Origin of the sequence: Sinomicrobium oceani (assembly GCF_900119185.1) — a bacterium.
GTDB lineage: Bacteria > Bacteroidota > Bacteroidia > Flavobacteriales > Flavobacteriaceae > Sinomicrobium > Sinomicrobium oceani.
Map to the genome: position 1 here is coordinate 108,627 of NZ_FPJE01000010.1, position 20,360 is coordinate 128,986.

The window sequence follows — 20,360 nt, forward strand, 5'->3', positions numbered from 1 at the left end:
TACGAATGAAAATGATTACTGAAAAATACAGGTATTGCTTAATACTGGCCATGGCGGTTCTATTGGGTTCAGGCAGTATACCGGCGGCGGCACAGGAACGCAGCACAGATGCCACCTGGATATGGTACCCGGGGGACTACGAAATATGGCTGAGTAATAAAATGCAGGCGCGGCGAACGGAACGCGGAGCGTTTTTCCCTCCCTTGTGGCGGTATTACAGTCCGTATGCCCTGGTCACTTTCCAGAAGCATTTTACACTTCCCGAAGAAGATGTGGTAGAGATTGTGGCAGAAGGCCAGTGCAAGATACAACTGGACGGGGCCATGTATTACGGCGATCCTTCCCGGGTACATATTCCGGCCGGGGCACACCATATTACTGTTAAAGTATATAACCAGGAAAAAACACCGGCGTTATTTGTCCGCGGAAAACACCTCGGGAGCGATGCTTCCTGGGAGGTCACGTACGAGGATAAAGAATGGATCGATGAAACCGGCCGAGCTTCCGGTCAGTCCGGAACCGAGTGGCAGCAGGCAGGGAGCTGGAATTTTGATAAGAAAGAAAACAAACCTTCGGAATTCCGTTTGTCTGTCACGCCGCAATATGCCACGAATGTCACACACGAAAATCACGGCTTTATAGCCGATTTCGGAAAGGAGACTTTCGGATATGTCCGCCTGCACGGATTGCGGGGTTCGGGTAAAGTATATTTGTACTACGGGGAATCCGAAGAAGAAGCCCGTTCCGTAGAAGCCTGTGAAACACTGGATGAAATTACCGTTGGCCCGGACATGAAAAAGGAGTACACGTTGAAGGATTCCAAGGCATTCCGTTATGTCCAGGTACGCACCGAAGGAACCGCTCAGCTCGATTCGGTCTCCATGCTCTACGAATACCTTCCGTTGGAATACAGGGGAAGTTTCAGGAGTTCGGACGAGCTGCTGAACAAAATATGGGACGTATCGGCCTATACGATGCACCTTACCACACGCGAGTTCTTTATAGATGGTATCAAGCGGGACCGCTGGATATGGTCGGGCGATGCCTACCAGAGTTACCTGATGAATTACTACCTGTTTTTTGACAACCCTTCGGTAAAACGGACCCTTTTTGCATTGCGGGGCAAAGACCCGGTAAAGAGTCATATCAATACCATAATGGACTATTCCTTTTACTGGTTTCTCGGGGTGTACGATTATTACCTGTATTCCGGCGATGAAGATTTTATAAAGCAGATCTATCCCGGGATGGTATCCCTGATGGATTTCTGCCTGCAACGCCGCAATGAAAATAATATGATGCAGGGACTGCCCGGGGATTGGGTATTTATAGACTGGGCAGACGGATTGAGCAAGGAAGGCGAAGTGAGTTTCGAGCAATTGCTCCTGGCGAGAAGCCTGGAAGCCATGTCTTTATGTGCAGGTATCGTAGAAGACAGTGAGGCCGCCGATTATTATAAAAAACAGGCAGGATCTTTAAAAGAACAGATATTTGATGCCTTCTGGTCTGCGGACCGGCAGGCATTCCTGCATCACAGGGTGAAAGGGAAAACGACTGATAAAATAACGCGGTACACCAATATGTTTGCCATTTTCTTCGATTACCTGGATGCCGCACAAAAACAAGGCGTGAAACAAGAGGTATTGCTGAACGATGAGGTACAGCAGATCACCACGCCGTATATGCGTTTTTATGAGCTCGAAGCACTTTGTGCGCTGGGCGAACAGGAATATGTTCTCGAAGAAATACGCGATTACTGGGGTGGCATGCTCGATCTCGGCGCTACTTCGTTCTGGGAAAAATATGATCCGTCGGAAAAGGGGGATGAACAACTGGCCATGTACGGCCGGCCTTTCGGGAAAAGCCTTTGCCATGCCTGGGGGGCAAGCCCGGTATATCTTTTCGGTAAATATTACCTCGGGGTACAGCCGACGGCTCCCGGGTATGCGACGTATACCATAAACCCGGTCCTCGGCGGACTAAAATGGATAGAGGGTAAAGTGCCTACGCCCGGCGGAGAGATCGAGGTGTATTGCAGCACCGGGAAAATACGTGTCCGCAGTACGGAAGGCAACGGTATATTGACTTTTAAAAGCAAGACCCGGCCGGTATGCAAAGAAGGAAAAATAACCCGGACCGAAAAGGATACCTACCAATTACAGCTCAGCCCCGGAACCACCTATAACATTCAGTATAAATATCAAAAGTAACCGTTAACCATGAGGAGACTATTTCTCTTACACCTTGTTTTTTGCATCGCCATACAGTTTCCGTTGTACGCTCAGCAGGAAAAGACCACCCAAAGACTTTATCTTTCCGGTAAAGGCTACCAGGATACCGAAACCTGGGAGTTTAAAATATCCGACGGAAGAAACGGCGGAACGTGGAGTACCATAGAAGTTCCCTCCGTATGGGAACAGCAGGGATTCGGTAAATACCAGTACGGAATTAAATTTTACGGCAAGCCACACCCCGAAGGTATAGCCGATGAAGTAGGAGAATACAAATACAAGTTTACTGTCCCCAAGGGATGGGAAAACCAAAGAGTGAAAATAGTATTCGACGGTTCCATGACCGATACCGAAGTCCGGATCAACGGACGTAAGGCAGGAGACAAACACCAGGGCGCATTTTACCGTTTTCAGTACGATATCAGCGGCTTGCTGAAATACGGAAAAGAGAACCTACTCGAAGTTACCGTAAGTAAAGAATCGGAGAACGGCAGTGTAAACCTCGCGGAACGAAGAGCGGATTACTGGAATTTCGGCGGTATCTTCCGCCCGGTTTTCCTGGAAGCCCGTCCCGCATATCATATAGACCGTACCGCTGTAAAAGCGGAAGCCGACGGAAGTTTCGAAGCCGATGTTTTTCTCGGCGAAGGGGCAACCGGACTTCGTGCGGAGGCGGTGGTTACAGACGTGGCCGGAAAAAAGAAAGGAGTACTGAAAGGTGAAGCGGTCCCGGGAAGCGATCGTATCCGTCTCTCCGGTACCTTCGAAGACATAGCACTATGGACCGCCGAGACACCAAACCTTTATCACGTGGATTTTTTACTGTACCGGGGAGATGAGCTTCTGCACAAAGTGTCTGACAGATTTGGTTTCCGGACGATAGAAATCCATAAGGGAGATGGTATTTATGTCAACGGACAGCGGGTATTGATGAAAGGGGTAAACCGCCACAGTTTCTGGCCCGAATCGGGACGTACGCTGAATAAGGAGCTCAATTATGCCGATGTACGACTCATTAAAGAAATGAATATGAATGCCGTACGCCTGTCGCATTACCCCCCAGATCCCGAATTTCTGGATGCCTGCGACGAACTCGGCTTGTATGTGATGGACGAACTCGGAGGCTGGCACGGACATTATGATGATGCCGTCGGGAAAAAACTGGTACGGGAAATGGTGACACGCGACCTTAATCACCCGTGCATTATTTTCTGGTCTAACGGAAACGAAGGAGGGTGGAATACCAACCTGGACAATCAGTTTGAAATATGGGATCTGCAAAAACGGCCCGTACTGCACCCGCAACAGGAACTCAGCGGGGTAGAGACCATGCATTACCGCTCTTACGGGGAAACCCTCGAATATTTCCGCGGAGAAGAGATCTTTATGCCCACCGAATTTTTGCACGGCCTGTATGACGGCGGACACGGGGCCGGCCTGTTCGATTATTGGGAGGTGATGAGAAAGCATCCGCGAAGCGGCGGCGGATATTTATGGGTGTATGCCGACGAAGGGATCGCCCGTACCGACCAGGGCGGTCGTATAGACAACCAGGGAAATTACGCCGCCGACGGTATCGTAGGGCCTCATCACGAAAAGGAAGGCAGTTTTTATACCATAAAAGAAGTGTGGTCGCCCGTAGTGGTCCTGCAGGACGAAAAATTACCGGAAGATTTCGACGGTGTATTTACGCTCGAAAACAGGTACGACTTCACCAATACCAATCAATGTACGATAGCATGGGAACTGGCAGCGTTTCCGGCACCCGGGGATAAAAGTGCCGGACATAAAACCATCACCGGGAAAACCATCAAGGGCCCCGATATAGCCCCGCATGCTGCGGGAGAATTACAGCTAAAACTGCCGTCGGACTGGAAAAAGGCCGATGTACTGTATCTTAAGGCTCAGGACCCGGAGGGAAAAGAACTCTGGACATGGAGCTATACCTGGGATAAAGTGAAAAAACCGGTAATGACGGAGCAGAAAAAAGAAGCCGCTGTCACAGAGACCGCCGCGTATTACGAAGTTTCCGCATCCGGAACACAGATAAGGATAGACCGTAAGACCGGGAAGTTGTTACAGGTATGGCAGTCCGGTAAGAAAATAGCATTCGGTAACGGCCCCCGTTTTATCGCAGCCCGCAGGGGAGACCGTACGCTCGACGGTACCGTAGACAAGGAAGCGGCAAAAGGAGAGGACCGTATATATAAAGAAATTGCTTACGAGGAAAAACTACGGCATATTGCTGTTGAAGAAAAAAACGGGGAGGTCACTGTGACCGCCGGGTATTTCGGTCCCTTACAGCAAGTCAGATGGACGGTAAAAAAGGATGGCACCGTACAACTGGATTACGATTATGAATATCACGGGATCGTGGAACTGGTAGGTGTATCGTTCGATTATCCCGAAGACCACATGGAGCAGATCAGGTGGCTGGGAAAAGGACCGTACCGGGTCTGGCAGAACCGCTTGCACGGTACGACCCTCGATGTCTGGGAAAACGAATATAACGACCCTGTTCCCGGGGAATCTTTTGTATATCCCGAATTTAAAGGGTATTTTGACCAATGGCGATGGGCGGTTTTCCGTACGTCAGAAGGAGAGATCCGGTTGCGGAACGGGAACCCGGGCAGTTATCTCGGAGTGTACACCCCGAGAGACGGAAGAGATGCGCTGCTCTATACCTTACCGCAAACCGGAATTGCCGTGTTTGATGTTATTCCCGCGGTACGTAACAAGGTAAATGCGACCGATCTGGTAGGCCCTTCATCCCAACCGCAATGGATAGAAGGACGTAAAAAGCATACCTTATACCTGGAATTCAAAACTGACTAAGCAGACTGCGAAGGTGTACTTCGCCGGTGAAAATCGTAATGATATGAACAAAAACAAAATATATATCCCCGTAATCCTGGTCTTTTTGGTCCTTTCTGCGGCATGTGTCCGAAAGGAACAGAAAAGAGAGATCACCGATACCGTCATGCAGGAGATCTACGAGGAGATAAAAACCCCGTACAAATACGGACTGGTCATGGTCCCGCCGAATGATTCCCTGAAGATGGACTGCCCCAGCATTTTTCGCCGGGACGGCAAATGGTATATGACGTATTTGATGTACGATGGTCGCGGTTACGAAACCTGGCTGGGAGAGAGTGACGACCTGTTGCACTGGGAGACAAAAGGAAAGATCATGTCGTTTTCCGATACCACCGACTGGGATGTGAACCAGAAAGCCGGGTATATAGCCTTACAGGATTATACCTGGGGAGGTAGTTATGCCTGGGAAACTTATGACGACAAATACTGGATGAGTTATTTCGGAGGGGATAGCAGGGGCTACGAGGCCGGAATTTTATCCATAGGTATGGCTTATACGGAAGAAAACCCCGCTGAAGTTCACGAATGGAAAAGGCTATCCGGGCCCGTACTGACGCCGAAAGATGATGATGTGAGCTGGTGGGACAACAGTACCATGTACAAAAATTCGGTGATACGGGATAAGAACCGCGAAACCGGTCACGATTTTGTAATGTATTACAATGCCCGGGGAGACAGTATTAATCCCGCACGGGGTGCAGAACGTATAGGGATGGCCGTATCCGACGATATGAAACACTGGAAACGCTTCGGTAAAGCCCCTGTGATCAATCATCATAAAGGAATCTCCGGGGATGCCTATATTCAGCGCATAAACGATGTCTGGGTGATGTTCTACTTCGGTGCCTTCTGGAAGGAGGGAGCATTTAACCGTTTTGCAGTATCCAACGACTTAATAAACTGGAAAGACTGGGAAGGCGATGACCTTATCCGTTCTTCCGAAGATTACGACAACCGCTTTGCACACAAGTCCTTTGTCGTAAAACACGATGGTGTGGTATACCATTTCTACTGTGCCGTAAACGATAAGGATCAGCGGGGCATTGCCGTAGCCACCTCAAGAGACCTCGGAAAAAGTGAAATGTATTTTGTACGGGAGCATGATAACTAACAGGGCGCTATATAGTATATGGATGTTTTTCACCGGCTGCTGTATGGTTACGGGGCAGACGGTGACCGGGGAGCCTGCCGGAATTCCCCGGCCACCGGGGGTCTATACGGATACGCCCTGGGAAGAACCTTTGGTAACCGGTATACACCGGGATGCGGCCCGTACTACGGCGTATTCGTATACCACGGTAGAAGATGCCCTGGAAGGAGACCGGGAAAAAAGCCGGATACAAATGCTCAATGGCATGTGGAGTTTCCGGTATAGTACAAACTTTCAACAAGCCCCCAAAGATTTTTATACCCGAAAAGCAGAAGGATGGGATGCTATAGAAGTGCCGTCCAACTGGGAGATGAAAGGCTATGACATTCCCATATACAAGAGTGCGGTATACCCCTTTCGTCCGGTGAATCCGCCTTTTGTCCCTTCAGATTATAACGGGGTCGGGTCCTATCAGCGTACATTCACCATACCCGCAGACTGGGATGGGAAAAATATCACTCTTCATTTCGGGGCAGTGAGCTCGGCCTTCCGCGTATGGGTAAACGGAAAATTTGCCGGTTACGGGGAAGACAGTTTTTTACCTTCCGAATTTAATATTACGCCGTACTTAAAAAAGGGAGAAAACACACTTTCCGTTCAGGTATTGCGCTGGAGCGACGGTTCTTATCTGGAAGACCAGGATCACTGGCGGATGAGCGGCATACAACGGGAAGTATACCTGATGGCGGAACCCCCATTGCGGATACGCGATTTTTTCTGGCAGGCCCAACTGGATAAAAATTATAAAGATGCCCTTTTTAAACTGCGCCCGGATATAGAGAACCTTACCGGGGATACGGTCAAAGGATATACGCTACAGGTACAATTGTACGATCCGGAACATCGAAAAGTCTTTGCGCAGCCCATGGAAAAAAACGTAGCGGATATCCTCAACGAAAGTTACCCGAGGCTGGATAACGTAAAGTTCGGCATGTTCGAAAAGGAAGTGAAAGCCCCCCGTAAATGGAGTACCGAAACCCCCGATCTGTATACCGTGGTATTGGTACTCCGCAACCCTTCCGGGGAAATAGAGGAAGTAAAGAGCAGCAGGGTAGGTTTCCGTTCCGTGGAATTCTCCGAAGAGAACAGCAAATTACTGATCAACGGTAAAGAAACCTATGTATACGGGGTCAATCGTCACGATCACCATCCTGTACGGGGAAAAGCGCTTACCCGCGAAGATATCGAACAGGACATAAAGACCATAAAACAATTCAACTTCAACCTTATACGTACCAGTCACTACCCGAACGATCCGTATTTCTATGAGCTTTGCGACCGATACGGTATTATGGTCATGGATGAGGCCAACCTGGAAACCCACGGTCTCGGGGGAAAACTCGCCAATGATACCCGCTGGTTGCACGCTCACATGGAAAGGCTTACCCGGATGGTGGAACGCGATAAAAACCACCCTTCTATAATCTTCTGGAGCCTGGGCAACGAGGCCGGGAAAGGCCCTGCCTATGCCGCTATGGCCGGATGGGTGCACGATTATGACCAGACACGCCCGGTGCATTACGAACCGGCCCAGGGCAACCCGAGACTTGAGGGATATATTGCTCCCGGGGAACCCGGCTACCCGGAAGATCACGCCCACCGTACAGAAAACCCGACGGATGAACCCTATGTAGATATGGTAAGCCGTTTTTACCCGGGGGTGTTTACCCCGAAACTGCTGACGGATCAAAAGACAGATACCCGGCCTGTGATCTTTGTCGAATATGCCCATTCCATGGGAAATTCTACCGGGAACCTGAAAGAGTTATGGGATGAATTCCGTTCGCTGCCCAGGGTCATCGGCGGCTGTATCTGGGATTTTAAAGACCAGGGATTGCTGAAAAAGGATACTGTCAGCGGTGAAGAATTTTACGCTTACGGCGGAGACTACGGGGAAAAACTGCACGACGGCAATTTTAATATCAATGGTATAGTCGCTTCCGACGGACGTCCGAAGGCGGCCATGTATGAATGTAAATGGGTATTCCAGCCGGTAAGCAGTGTCCTGGAAGGAGAACAGTTGCGGGTCACCAACCGGCAGGCAGCCGTATCCCTGTCCCGCTTTATTCCGGAGATAACCATACTGAAAAACGGCAGGGAAGTACTTCGCAAACCATTGCCCGCCATGCATGTCCAAGCCGGGAAGGATACCACTTTCAGCGTAGCCCCGTATCTTCCGGAGAAGGACGAGGGTTCCGAATACCTGTTACAGATAGATTTCCGCTTGCCTGATGCCCGGCCATGGGCTCCGGAAGGTTATTCCGTAGCCTCCGACCAGTTTGTACTGCGCAGGCATGCCGGGGTAAAAGCCGGGACGGATGCACCTGTTATGGAAACAAAAACAGAGGTGGCCGCAAGTGCCGGGACCTACACGGTAAAAGGTGAGGGCTTCCGTATCCGTTTCGATCGGAAGAACGGGGCGTTGGTTTCTTATGAATATCGCGGGGAAGAACAATTATCCGGCCCTTTACTGCCGCATTTTACCCGGCCGCTGACCGATAACGACCGAAAGGGCTGGAAGCCGCAGGAGAAACTGAAACCCTGGTACGATGCCAGCCCCGTACTCCGGAAAATGCAAAAAGAACAGGAAGGGGATACCATCCTCATAAAAAGTGTTTACACCGTGATCCCTAAAAAAGCGGAGGCAGAGATCACGTACCGTATAGCGACGGACGGTACCGTACATGTCAATTATCACCTGAAGGCTTCGGAAGACCTCCCGAATATTCCCAAAGCAGGAATGCAGGGGGCAATAAAAAACAGCTACAGGAAGATTTCGTGGTACGGAAAAGGCCCGGCGGAGAATTATATCGACCGCAATCACGGGTTCAATACCGGAATATACAGTATGTCTCTGGATGCGTTTACGGAACCCTATGTGATGCCGCAGGAAAACGCCAACCGTACCGATGTACGATGGATGGCCTGTACGAATGAAGGGAATACCGGAGGGCTGTTGGTGGTGGCGGGAAAATCCCTTTTGAGTATGAGCGCCTGGCCTTATACCGAAGCAGCTATAAACAAGGCAAGGCATACTTACGAGCTTGAAGATGCCGGATATATCACTTTGAATATCGATCTCAGGCAAATGGGCGTGGGAGGTAACGACAGTTGGTCGGAGGTAGGACAGCCTCTGGAAAAATATCAGCTCCCTTCGGGCCGGTATAGCTACGATTTTTACCTGCAACCCGTAGGAGGAAACGAACGGAGATTACAGCAAGCATTACAAAAGTATTCGTATTCATTATGATAAGATCATTTCGCATAGTATACCTGTTTCTGGTATTCCTGATATTTTTGGGGTGTAAGGAAGATACGGAAGCCCCCGGTAACGACGACGGTTTTCAGCCTGCGACAGACACTTCCCGGCCCTGGGTATACTGGTACTGGATGCAATCGGCCTATTCGAGGGAAGGCATTACGGCCGACCTCGAAGCCATGAAAGAAGCCGGGATAGGAGGAGCCTATCTCATGGCGATCAAAGGTCCGGCCGATCCGCCGCTGATCGACCCTCCGATACTGCAATTAAGTGCGGAATGGTGGGAAATGGTCGGTTTTGCCATGCAGGAAGCGGACAGGCTGGGAATAGCCCTGGCCATGCATGCTTCGGACGGATTTGCCGTAGCCGGAGGGCCGTGGATAACCCCGGAACTGTCCATGCAGAAAGTGGTCTGGTCCGACACCCTGGTGGAAGGCGGTAAAAAACTGGAGATATCCCTTCCCGTTCCTCCTAATTACAAAGGGTATTATAAGGATATAGCCGTTTTTGCCCTTCCCGTAAAAAAGAAGTATGACAACAGCACCGAAGTATCACCGCGGATCACATGGAGCCTGAAAGAAGAAAAAAAACCGGGCTTTCTCAGTAACCGGAAGGAGGAAGGAACCGCAAAGATGTACGAAAAAGGCTGGATACAATACAGTTTCGACAAGCCCTTTACCTGCCGGAATATCAATATCGTTACCGGGGGAAACAATTACCAGGCACACCGGCTAATCGTGGAAACCAGTGAAGACGGTGTACATTTCGATCGTGTTACAAGGCTCGAACCACCTCGGCAGGGCTGGCAGGACACCGATGCACCGTACACCCATGCCATTGTACCCGTAACATCGCGTTATTACCGTTTTGTCTACGATCCGGAAGGTTCCGAACCCGGTGCCGAAGATCTCGATGCCGCCAAGTGGAAGCCTTCGCTGAAGGTAAAAAAAATTATACTCTCCGGGGCCCCGAAAATCGACCAGTACGAAAGCAAATCCGGACTGGTATGGCGGATCAGTCCCGAAACCACAACCTCCATGATCGCGGAAGAAGATGCGATAGCTAAGGAGGACCTTATCAATATTACCGCCCGGGCCGATGCCAAAGGGAAACTCTCCTGGGAGGCCCCGGCCGGAATGTGGAAGATCATGCGTTTTGCACATACGTCAACCGGGCATACCAATGCTACCGGGGGTGGGGGCGTTGGGCTTGAAGTAGATAAATTTAATCCGGAGGCCATCCGCCTGCAGTTCGACAAATGGTTTGGCGAAGCCATACGGACAGCCGATCCCGATCTGTCGCGGAGGGTATTAAAGATGCTGCATATCGACAGCTGGGAATGTGGCAGTCAAAACTGGTCGCCTGTTTTCCGTGAAGAATTCCGTAAAAGAAGGGGATATGATCTTGTGGATTATCTTCCCGTAATGGCGGGGATACCTATAGATAATGCCACGACCTCCGAAAAGGTATTGTACGATATCCGGAAGACCATTGCCGAACTGGTGACCGACACTTTTTTCGGTACTATGGCCACGGAAGCAAAAAAGGCAGGAGTGGCTTTCAGTGCCGAAAACGTAGCACCCACAATGGTGAGCGATGCCCTGAGCCATTTTCGGTATGTGGATTATCCCGGGGGAGAATTCTGGCTGAAAAGTCCGACTCACGATAAGCCCAACGATATGCTCGATGCCATTTCCGGGGGGCATATCTACGGAAAAGATATCATACAGGCAGAAGCCTATACCGAATTGCGGATGGATTGGGATGAACACCCCGGCAACCTGAAAGCATTGGGCGACCGGAATTACGCACTGGGGATCAACCGGTTTTTCTATCACGTTTTTGTGCACAATCCGTGGACCGACCGAAAACCGGGGATGACACTCGACGGGGTAGGGACCTATATACAGCGCGACCAGACCTGGTGGAAACCGGGAAAAGCATGGATAGATTATGCACAGCGTGTACAATACCAGTTGCAAAAAGGAAGCCCGGTTATAGACCTTGCCGTTTTTACAGGGGAAGAAATTCCGTCACGGGCCCTGTTGCCCGACCGTCTCGTATCCCTGTTTCCCGGGGTATTCGGAGAAACAACCGTTAAAAAAGAACAAACCCGGCTGGACAATAAAGGGCAGCCCCTGGCAAAAATGCCGAAGGAAGTCACGTATTCGGCCAATATCACCGATCTTTCGCAATGGGTCAATCCCATGCACGGCTATACATACGACTCTTTTAACCCGGATGTATTACTGAATGCGGCAAAGGTAGCGGACGGAAAAGTTACTTTCGGCAGTGGTATAGCATACGGAGCACTGGTATTTCCCGGCAGGCGAAAAATGTCGCCCAACACCATGATGTCGGTCGACGTAGTAGAGAAAATCCTGGAACTCGTCCGGGACGGGGCTACGGTTTTCCTGGGAGATAAACCGCAGCGCACCCCCGGGCTGAACGGTAAAGAGGAGATCGAAAAATGGCAAAAGACCGTAAACCTTCTGTGGGAGGAAGGAGATGAAAATAAGGCGGTCCTGAAAATTGGAAAGGGACGGATAGTCCGGTTGCCATATACGCAAAAAGATTTTTCAGCCGTAGGTATTACCCCGGATATACGGTTTACTTCACCGGACGGAGCCAGGGAAGAACAGGATATAGCCTATACACATCGCCGTAGCAATGCGGAAGACATCTATTTTATTTCCAACCAGAAAGAGGAAAAACGGCAAGTGCTGGTTTCTTTCCGTATTCATGGGAGGGTGCCCGAATTATATGATGCAGTCTCCGGGACAGTTACAGTACTTAAAGAATGGAAAACAGAAGGCGAACGTACCATACTGCCATTGCAGCTGGATAAAAATGCTTCGGTATTTGTCCGTTTCAGGGAAAGAACCGCGGAAGCATCCCGTAAGGAAGGCAGGAACTGGCAAGAATTTCAGACGGTACAGGAGATTACCGGCAATTGGAAAATAAGCTTCGACCCGGCATTTCACGGTCCTAAAGTTCCGCTAACCGCACACTTGTTCGACTGGAGCACCTCCGGAAATGACAGCATCCGGCATTACTCCGGGACCGCCACTTACGAAAAGACCTTCACCTGGGATGGAAAAAAGGAAGGTATATGGTTACACCTCGGTGACATAGCCAATATAGCCGAAGTAACGCTCAACGGAACAGATTGCGGTACGATATGGACATTCCCGCACCGGGTTGCTGTGGCTCATGCCCTGCAAAAAGGAGAAAACAGGCTCAGGATAAAGATCACCAATACCTGGGCCAACAGGCTTATAGGCGACCAAAAACTCCCGGAGCCGGAACGGCTGACCAAAACCACTGCCCCGTTTCGCCTGCAGGATACCCCGTTGCTAAAAGCAGGATTGCTCGGCCCGGTACGGTTGGAGAGCGAAGATTAAGACCGGAAAATCATGAAACAAACAGCACACATATTCCTGTTCCTTTTCACCGCACTGCTATGGGGTCAGGCTCCCGTGCTGGAAGATTACAACCCGGTCTGGACAGTGCAGAGCAGCAATGCATCGGAATCCATGCCGCTGGGAGGAGGAGATATAGGACTGAACGTTTGGGTAGAAAACGATGCACTTTACTTTTATATATCCCGCAGCGGTACTTTTGACGAGCACAATACCCTGCTGAAACAGGGACGGGTAAAAATAGAACTGGACCCGAATCCCTTCGACGAAAATTTCCGCCAGGAACTGTTGCTTAAGGACGGTTATATGGAAATAAGCGGAAAAGATACCCGGATAACCTTATGGGCAGATGTATTTGCCCCCGTCATTCATACCGATATACAGAGCAAATCTCCGGTTTCCGTAAGTCTTTTTTACGAAAACTGGCGGTTTCGGGACAGGGAAGTAAAGGGAAAAGGCAACAATGCCAATTCGTATAAATGGGCACCGCAGGGAAAGATAATCACCTATCGCGATTCGGTGAATTTTATCGGCAATAATATTCGCTTTTACCATCGCAACCGGCAGAAGACGGTATTCGATGTGGCCGCACAACAACAAAAGCTGGACACTGTAAAAGATCAATTATACAATCCGCTTGCAGGGCTTACCTTCGGTGGGTATATACAGGCTCCGGGAATGGTGGCGGCAGATACGGTCCGGGGTACCTATGCGGAGACTGCTTTCAAAGGCTGGAAATTACAGAGTCCCGGACCCGTAAAAAAACAGCAGGTACACCTTTATCTACATACGGAGCAAACCGAAGATACGGCAATCTGGGAAAAAGGGATGAAAGCGCAGGTAGCAGATTATCAGAAGGAAGATTATCAGAAAAAAGAGAAGCGTACCATTCGGTGGTGGAACGATTACTGGCAGCGGAGTTATATTTTTACAGGTAATCGCCGGGCCGGGACAAGAGATTCGCTATGGCAGGCAGGCAGGAACTACCAGTTGTTCCGCTATATGCTGGGATGCAATGCCTACGGAGAGTATCCGACCAAATTCAATGGCGGGCTCTTTACCGTCGATCCGGTCTATGTGGACAGTACGCTGCCGTTTACCCCTGATTTCCGCAACTGGGGCGGAGGTACCATGACTGCACAGAATCAGCGGCTGGTCTATTTCCCCATGCTCAAAAGCGGGGATTTCGATATGATGGATGCCCAGTTGGATTTCTATCGCCGCCTGCAAAAAAATGCCGAATTGAGAAGTGAAGTGTACTGGGGGCATGCCGGGGCCTCTTTTACCGAACAACTGGAGAATTTCGGATTGCCTAACCCGGCGGAATATGGCTGGAAACGCCCTGTCGGTTACGATCCCGGCATGCAGTACAATGCATGGCTGGAATACCAGTGGGATACCGTACTGGAATTTTGCCTGATGATGCTCGAAAAATACCGCTACAACAACGAAAATATAACATCCTCTATTCCTTTTATCATAAGCTGCGTGCGCTTTTTTGATGAACACTATCAATACCTGGCCCGGCAACGGGGGGCAAAAAAACTCGATCAGGACGGGAACCTGGTATTGTACCCCGGTTCTGCCGCCGAAACGTATAAGATGGCGTATAATGCCAGTTCTACCATAGCCGGGTTAGCGGTTATAACCCGCAGGCTTTCGGGCTTACCCGAAACTATGGTGAGTGAAACAGACCGCAGGTATATCCGGGAAGTACGGGAGCGTATTCCGCCGCTTGCCTTCCGGGAAATAGAAGGACATAAAGTACTGTCGCCAGCCAGGGTATGGGAAAGGATCAATAATACCGAGGTGCCACAGTTATACCCGGTTTATCCCTGGCGTTTGTACGGGGTGGGCAGGCCCGGACTCGATACGGCCCGGAACACATGGAATTATGACCCCGATGCTATAAAATTCCGCAGCGCCGTGGGATGGAAGCAGGATAATATTTTTACCGCGGTCATGGGGATGACAGCCGAAGCCATGCAGTTTACCCTGAAAAAGATGGCCGATTCCGGCAGGAGGTTCCCGGCATTCTGGGGCCCCGGATTCGATTGGGTTCCCGATCACAACCACGGCGGTTCCGGGATGATCGGGATGCAGGAAATGTTATTGCAGACCGTCGGGGATACCATATACCTGTTTCCGGCATGGCCTGCAGATAAAGAGGTGCATTTTAAACTGCATGCCCCGCAACAGACCACCGTAGAAGCACATTGGGCAGAAGGAAAACTGAAAACCCTGAAAGTCACCCCGGCCGAACGAAAAAAAGATGTGATTAACCTGTTCGGTCGCCCGGACATTAAAGAATAAAACCCTATGGTTCAGTTCAGAGTAAAAAACCTGCAACTGAAACCAGTAACCCGGTGGCTTCGATACATTCCGGCAAAACCGGGACACTCAGCCACCTCGGTGACTAAACTAACAACTAAGAACTAACAAACCAAAACAATGAAAACCTTTGTAAAAAATCATATCAACATACTGTTATTATGCTTTCTGAGCATCACAGGAATGCAGTGTGCGGAACCTCAGAGGGCTTCGGAAAAAACAGTAAAGATAGATCTTGATTTTTCCGGGCGCCGGCAGAAAGAAGTACATCATCCCGGGTATTTGCCCTGGAGGATCAATGAAGGCGAAGAAGCAGAAAAAGAGATAGAGGGTGTAAAATTGCACCTCAGGGGCGATATATCCTCTTCCTGGTATAAGGCCGGGATACAGAAGGGAGGAGAAAACCTGCTGATCAACGACGGGCTTAGAGCCAAAAAGCAGGTAACACTCACCATAAGCGGACTTCCGGAAGGGGAGCACACTTTGCTTACCTACCACAACACCTTCGACAGTCCGGAAGCCAAAGCATTTCGCCCGGTAAAGATTTATGTCAACGACCAACTCAGGGAAACAGTGTCTCCGAGTAACAGGGCTTTGCATATTGCAGATGCGGGTATGGCCTATATTAAATTCACCGTAAAAGGTAACGAGAAAACAGTGATCCGTTTCGAAACCGGGACTTCCGGCGGAGTAGCCAATAAAAATCTCGTAATTAACGGTCTCGAAATCGATACTCCTGATAAAAGAAAACAGGTTTTTAATCCTTCGCCAAAAAATAACGACTGGCATGTGCAGGGGGCAGAATATCGCCTGGGTTGGGAAGCACCCGAAGGAAGCAGGACTTTCCGGGTTTATTTCGGAGAGGATAAAAGTACCGTGGCTGCTGCTACGACGGAGTCTCCGGAATACCGGGGAGAACGCAGTGAAAAAACTTTTGATACCGGCAAACTGTACAGTAGGAATACCTATTACTGGCGGGTGGATGTCATTGATAATACCGGGGATATTACCCGTGGTACCGTCTGGTCTTTCCGCCCGGCGCAGCTGGCATTTCCCGGGGCGGAAGGTTACGGCCGTTATGCCATAGGTGGCAGGGGAGGAAAAGTCGTGGCGGTCACCAATCTCAACGACAGTGGTCCCGGAAGCCTTCGCGAAGCCGTAAACAATGATATAGGTCCGAGAACCATAGTGTTTAACGTATCCGGAAATATAAAACTTAAGTCCCGTCTGGTTGTTAACCAGCCTTATATCACCATAGCCGGACAAACCGCTCCGGGAAAAGGAATCTGTATAAGCCGTGCACCAGTCGGCCTTACCGGGAATGACGGTATTATCCGGTTCCTTAGAGTGCGTATAGGAGCCGGAAGAACTTTTGACGGAATGGGACTCACCGGGGCCGATCACAGTATTATAGATCACTGTTCCATAAGCTGGACCATAGACGAATCGTTCAGTTCACGCGGGGCACATAACATTACTTTGCAACGAACCCTGATCTCCGAAGCCCTGAATGTAGCGGGGCATGGCAAGTACGAAAAAGGAAAAATGCACGGTTATGCGGCCTCCGTGGGAGGGGACGTGGGAAGTTTTCACCACAATCTTTTAGCGCATAATTACGGTCGCAACTGGAGTATGGCAGGCGGAGTTAACGGAGACGGTTATTATACCGGCCGGCTCGATATCCGTAATAATATTGTGTATAATTGGGGACACCGTGCTACGGATGGCGGTGCCAACCAGGTCAATTTTGTCGGAAATTATTATAAACCGGGCCCCTCGACCAATTTCTTTTATGCGCTCAATGCACAACACGAAGGTGTAGGGCTCGGAAAGCAGCAATACTTCTTTGACGGTAATATAATGCCCGGCCATTTCGGAGTATCGGACCAGGAAAAAGGCCGGACCATATCCGTTTCCGGTCTGGCGGAAGTTGATTATGAGACCTATGTGGAACAGCCGTTTTTTGAACCCTATGTGAAAACGCAATCCGCCGAAGAAGCTTTTAAAAATGTGCTGTCCGATGTAGGAGCCAACCAACCGGAACCCGACCAGCACGACAAGCGGATAATACGGGAAACAAGAGATGGTACCTTTACGTATAAGGGAAGTATCAGCGGACTCGAAGGGATGATAGACACCGAGAGCGATGCAGGCGGTTGGGAAGACTATCCCGAAGAGCAACGCGCTCCCGATTGGGACACCGACCATGACGGATTGCCGGACTGGTGGGAAAACGCCCGGAACCTGAACCCGGCATCGCCGGAAGGAGATTTCTCCGACACCCATACCGACACGGATAAAGACGGTTACACCGAACTCGACAATTACCTCGACTGGATGGCACAACCACATTATTTTATAAACCCGGGGGAGGAGATCACCATTTCCGGAGAAGATTTGTTTGCCGGATATGACGATCATCCGGAATACACGATCCCGGAACAGGATACTATGAAAACAACAGCAGAAAACGGAAAGATCACCGCAGTTGCCGTTAAACCCGGATTTGCCGGTTTTGAAGTGGAAGTAAAAGATGCTGTCGGCGATACCATGCGCAGAAAAGTGAATGTGTTTGTAAAATAATCCGGTGGCTTCGATACATTCCGGCGAAGCCGGAACACTCAGCCACCTCGGGACGTCTGTAACCTGTAATCAAACCAACAACAACAATGAGAACATACAAAAGAGTATTATACATCATAACATGCTTCGTGGTTCACGGGATCACGGCCCAGGACAAATCCCTGGTAAATACCTCCGAAAGCCCTTATGCCCGGCTACGGGGAGCAGGACTGGCCGACGTGTCCTGGACCAATGGTTTCTGGAAGGAACAGTTCGATATTGCGAATAACAGTACCTTACCGTATATGTGGGATCTCTATCACGATGCAGAGACCACACATGCCTATCGCAATTTCGAAATCGCTGCCGGGCTGATGAAGGGAAAGCACGACGGTCCCTCTTTTCACGACGGGGATTTTTACAAGATCATGGAGGGCATGGCCGCCATGTACGCAGCCACCGGGGATAATACGCTCGACAGGCAACTCGATGAGGCCATAACCCTTTTAGCCGGAACACAACGGGAAGACGGCTATATACATACACCGGTACTTATTGAAGAACGCTGGGGCACCCTCGGAGAAGAAGAGCTGCAAAAACAGCTCGGTTTCGAAAAGTACAATATGGGCCACCTGATGACCGCCGCATGTGTACATTACCGGGCAACGGGGAAAGACAATTTTTTAAAAATAGCCAGGGGAGTCGCCGATTACCTTTATGATTTTTATAAAAAAGCATCGCCCGAACTGGCGCGCAATGCCATCTGTCCGTCCCACTATATGGGAATCGTAGAGATGTACAGGACCACCCGGGATGCCCGGTACCTCGAACTGGCGGAAAACCTGGTAGACATTCGCGGAAAAACCGATGATGGCACCGACGACAACCAGGACCGGATCCCCTTCCGCGAACAGAAAAATGCCATGGGACATGCGGTCCGGGCCAATTACCTCTACGCCGGGGTAGCCGATCTGTATGCCGAAACCGGAGAAAAGGTACTCCTGGAAAACCTCCGGTCGATCTGGGAAGATGTGGCTTACCGGAAAATGTATATTACCGGGGCCTGTGGCGCCCTGTACGACGGGGTATCACCCGACGGGACTTCTTACGATCCGTCCGTAGTACAGAAAATACACCAGGCTTACGGCCGGCCATACCAGTTGCCTAACGCTACCGCACATAACGAAACCTGTGCCAATATCGGTAATGTACTGTGGAACTGGCGTATGTTGCAGCTCACAGGCGAAGCCAGGTATGCGGATATTATGGAACTGGCGCTCTACAACAGTGTGCTTTCCGGGATAAGTATCCGGGGAAAAGAATTTTTATATACCAATCCCTTACTGGTGAGTAAGGACCTGCCCTTCGAACAACGCTGGGGCAATACCAGGCAGGGGTATATCGCCCTGTCCAACTGTTGTGCTCCCAATATCACCCGTACCATAGCCGAAATCGGGAATTATGCCTATAGTTTTTCGGAGAAGGGAGTTTATATAAACCTCTACGGCAGTAACCGTTTGCAGACCGTGACGCCCGAGGGTTCGTCGCTGGTGCTGCGGCAGGAAACCGGTTACCCGTGGGACGGGGATATACAGATCGTCATGGAAGAGGTCCCTTCCGGGGAATACGGTATAAACCTCCGTATTCCGGGATGGAGTAAAGGAACAACGGTGGAAGTCAACGGGAAAGAAATAAGCGGAGTATCCGCACCGGGAACGTACCTGGAGTTAAAACGCAAATGGAAAAAGGGCGACAGGATAAGCCTCAGTCTCCCCATGACCGCAACATTGATGCAAGCCAATCCGCTTGTAGAAGAAGCCGCTAACCAGGTAGCCGTACAACGCGGTCCGATAGTGTATTGCCTGGAATCGGCCGGTTTGCCGGAAGGAACGGATATCGGCCAGGTAGCACTGGATAGCAAGGAAGCTTTTACGCCGGTTCCCCTTACCATAGAAGGCAGGCAGGTAATGGCCCTTCACACCTCCGGGTATGGGGGGGAGAACAATAACTGGAACAATACCCTGTACAAACCTTTGCACAAAGACAATAACCGTATCGAGATGGAATTTGTCCCTTATTTTTCCTGGGGAAACAGGGAAGAAGGAGAAATGCGCGTATGGATGCCTTACCGTTGACCCTTCTTGCACAGTCAAGAATATAGTTGATAATCCGGATTCACCTTTCTGTAATTGAACCCCATTTGGGGTTCTTTTCCGGGAAGGTGTTTTTTTGTAACAGAAGATTGCGTTAAAAATTAAAAAGCAGTACAGTACAGGACACTTTATTAAAAATGATTAATGACATTTGACTACTCTGCATTTTAACAAGGGCTTTATTGCGAAATTTATATTTTCGGAAAATGTACTTATAGCTAATCGGATAAGCCATATCCACAAAATATAAGTGCGAAGAAGAATCCGGATAAGTTGAAAAAAGAAGGATTTCTCCCTGTTAATATGCAATCGATTACAACAATCAACTGATTGAATTCGAATTGTTTGTATTGATTAACTGACTAAAACCAATGC

At 49.9% G+C, this 20,360-nt stretch carries 8 protein-coding genes; all 8 read left to right on the forward strand.

The window, feature by feature from the left end; translation table 11 throughout:
• Window positions 1–5: 5 nt before the first annotated feature.
• Entirely contained in the window at window positions 6–2,210 is a 2,205-nt protein-coding gene (locus tag BT112_RS10495) for an alpha-L-rhamnosidase-related protein (protein ID WP_245777021.1), read from the forward strand.
• A 9-nt stretch (window positions 2,211–2,219) separates the two neighbouring features.
• Window positions 2,220–5,066, forward strand: a complete 2,847-nt coding sequence (locus BT112_RS10500) for a glycoside hydrolase family 2 TIM barrel-domain containing protein (RefSeq protein ID WP_072317328.1) — start codon at window positions 2,220–2,222, stop codon at window positions 5,064–5,066.
• 43 nt (window positions 5,067–5,109) lie between these two features.
• Complete coding sequence (locus BT112_RS10505) at window positions 5,110–6,219, forward strand: glycoside hydrolase family protein (protein ID WP_072317329.1); 1,110 nt, start codon at window positions 5,110–5,112, stop codon at window positions 6,217–6,219.
• Complete coding sequence (locus tag BT112_RS10510) at window positions 6,209–9,508, forward strand: glycoside hydrolase family 2 TIM barrel-domain containing protein (RefSeq protein WP_072317330.1); 3,300 nt, start codon at window positions 6,209–6,211, stop codon at window positions 9,506–9,508. Before BT112_RS10505 ends, BT112_RS10510 begins: the two co-directional genes overlap by 11 nt.
• Entirely contained in the window at window positions 9,505–12,921 is a 3,417-nt protein-coding gene (locus tag BT112_RS10515) for a glycosyl hydrolase (protein WP_072317331.1), read from the forward strand. Before BT112_RS10510 ends, BT112_RS10515 begins: the two co-directional genes overlap by 4 nt.
• Before the next feature lie 12 nt (window positions 12,922–12,933).
• Window positions 12,934–15,252: a DUF5703 domain-containing protein gene (locus BT112_RS10520; protein ID WP_072317332.1), complete on the forward strand. Its 2,319-nt coding sequence runs from the start codon at window positions 12,934–12,936 to the stop codon at window positions 15,250–15,252.
• Window positions 15,253–15,390: 138 nt separating this feature from the next.
• Window positions 15,391–17,853 (forward strand): pectate lyase family protein, encoded by a 2,463-nt coding sequence (locus BT112_RS10525; protein WP_072317333.1) that lies wholly within the window; start codon window positions 15,391–15,393, stop codon window positions 17,851–17,853.
• Between the two features lie 86 nt (window positions 17,854–17,939).
• Window positions 17,940–19,967, forward strand: coding sequence for an aceric acid hydrolase (locus tag BT112_RS10530; RefSeq protein WP_072317334.1), 2,028 nt, complete (start codon window positions 17,940–17,942; stop codon window positions 19,965–19,967).
• Window positions 19,968–20,360: the final 393 nt, after the last annotated feature.

Bases quoted from the DNA above. Each gene is read 5' to 3' on its own strand.
- BT112_RS10495 (WP_245777021.1), top strand. From the start codon at position 6: ATGAAAATGATTACTGAAAAATACAGGTATTGCTTAATACTGGCCATG.
- BT112_RS10500 (WP_072317328.1), top strand. From the start codon at position 2,220: ATGAGGAGACTATTTCTCTTACACCTTGTTTTTTGCATCGCCATACAG.
- BT112_RS10505 (WP_072317329.1), top strand. From the start codon at position 5,110: ATGAACAAAAACAAAATATATATCCCCGTAATCCTGGTCTTTTTGGTC.
- BT112_RS10510 (WP_072317330.1), top strand. From the start codon at position 6,209: ATGATAACTAACAGGGCGCTATATAGTATATGGATGTTTTTCACCGGC.
- BT112_RS10515 (WP_072317331.1), top strand. From the start codon at position 9,505: ATGATAAGATCATTTCGCATAGTATACCTGTTTCTGGTATTCCTGATA.
- BT112_RS10520 (WP_072317332.1), top strand. From the start codon at position 12,934: ATGAAACAAACAGCACACATATTCCTGTTCCTTTTCACCGCACTGCTA.
- BT112_RS10525 (WP_072317333.1), top strand. From the start codon at position 15,391: ATGAAAACCTTTGTAAAAAATCATATCAACATACTGTTATTATGCTTT.
- BT112_RS10530 (WP_072317334.1), top strand. From the start codon at position 17,940: ATGAGAACATACAAAAGAGTATTATACATCATAACATGCTTCGTGGTT.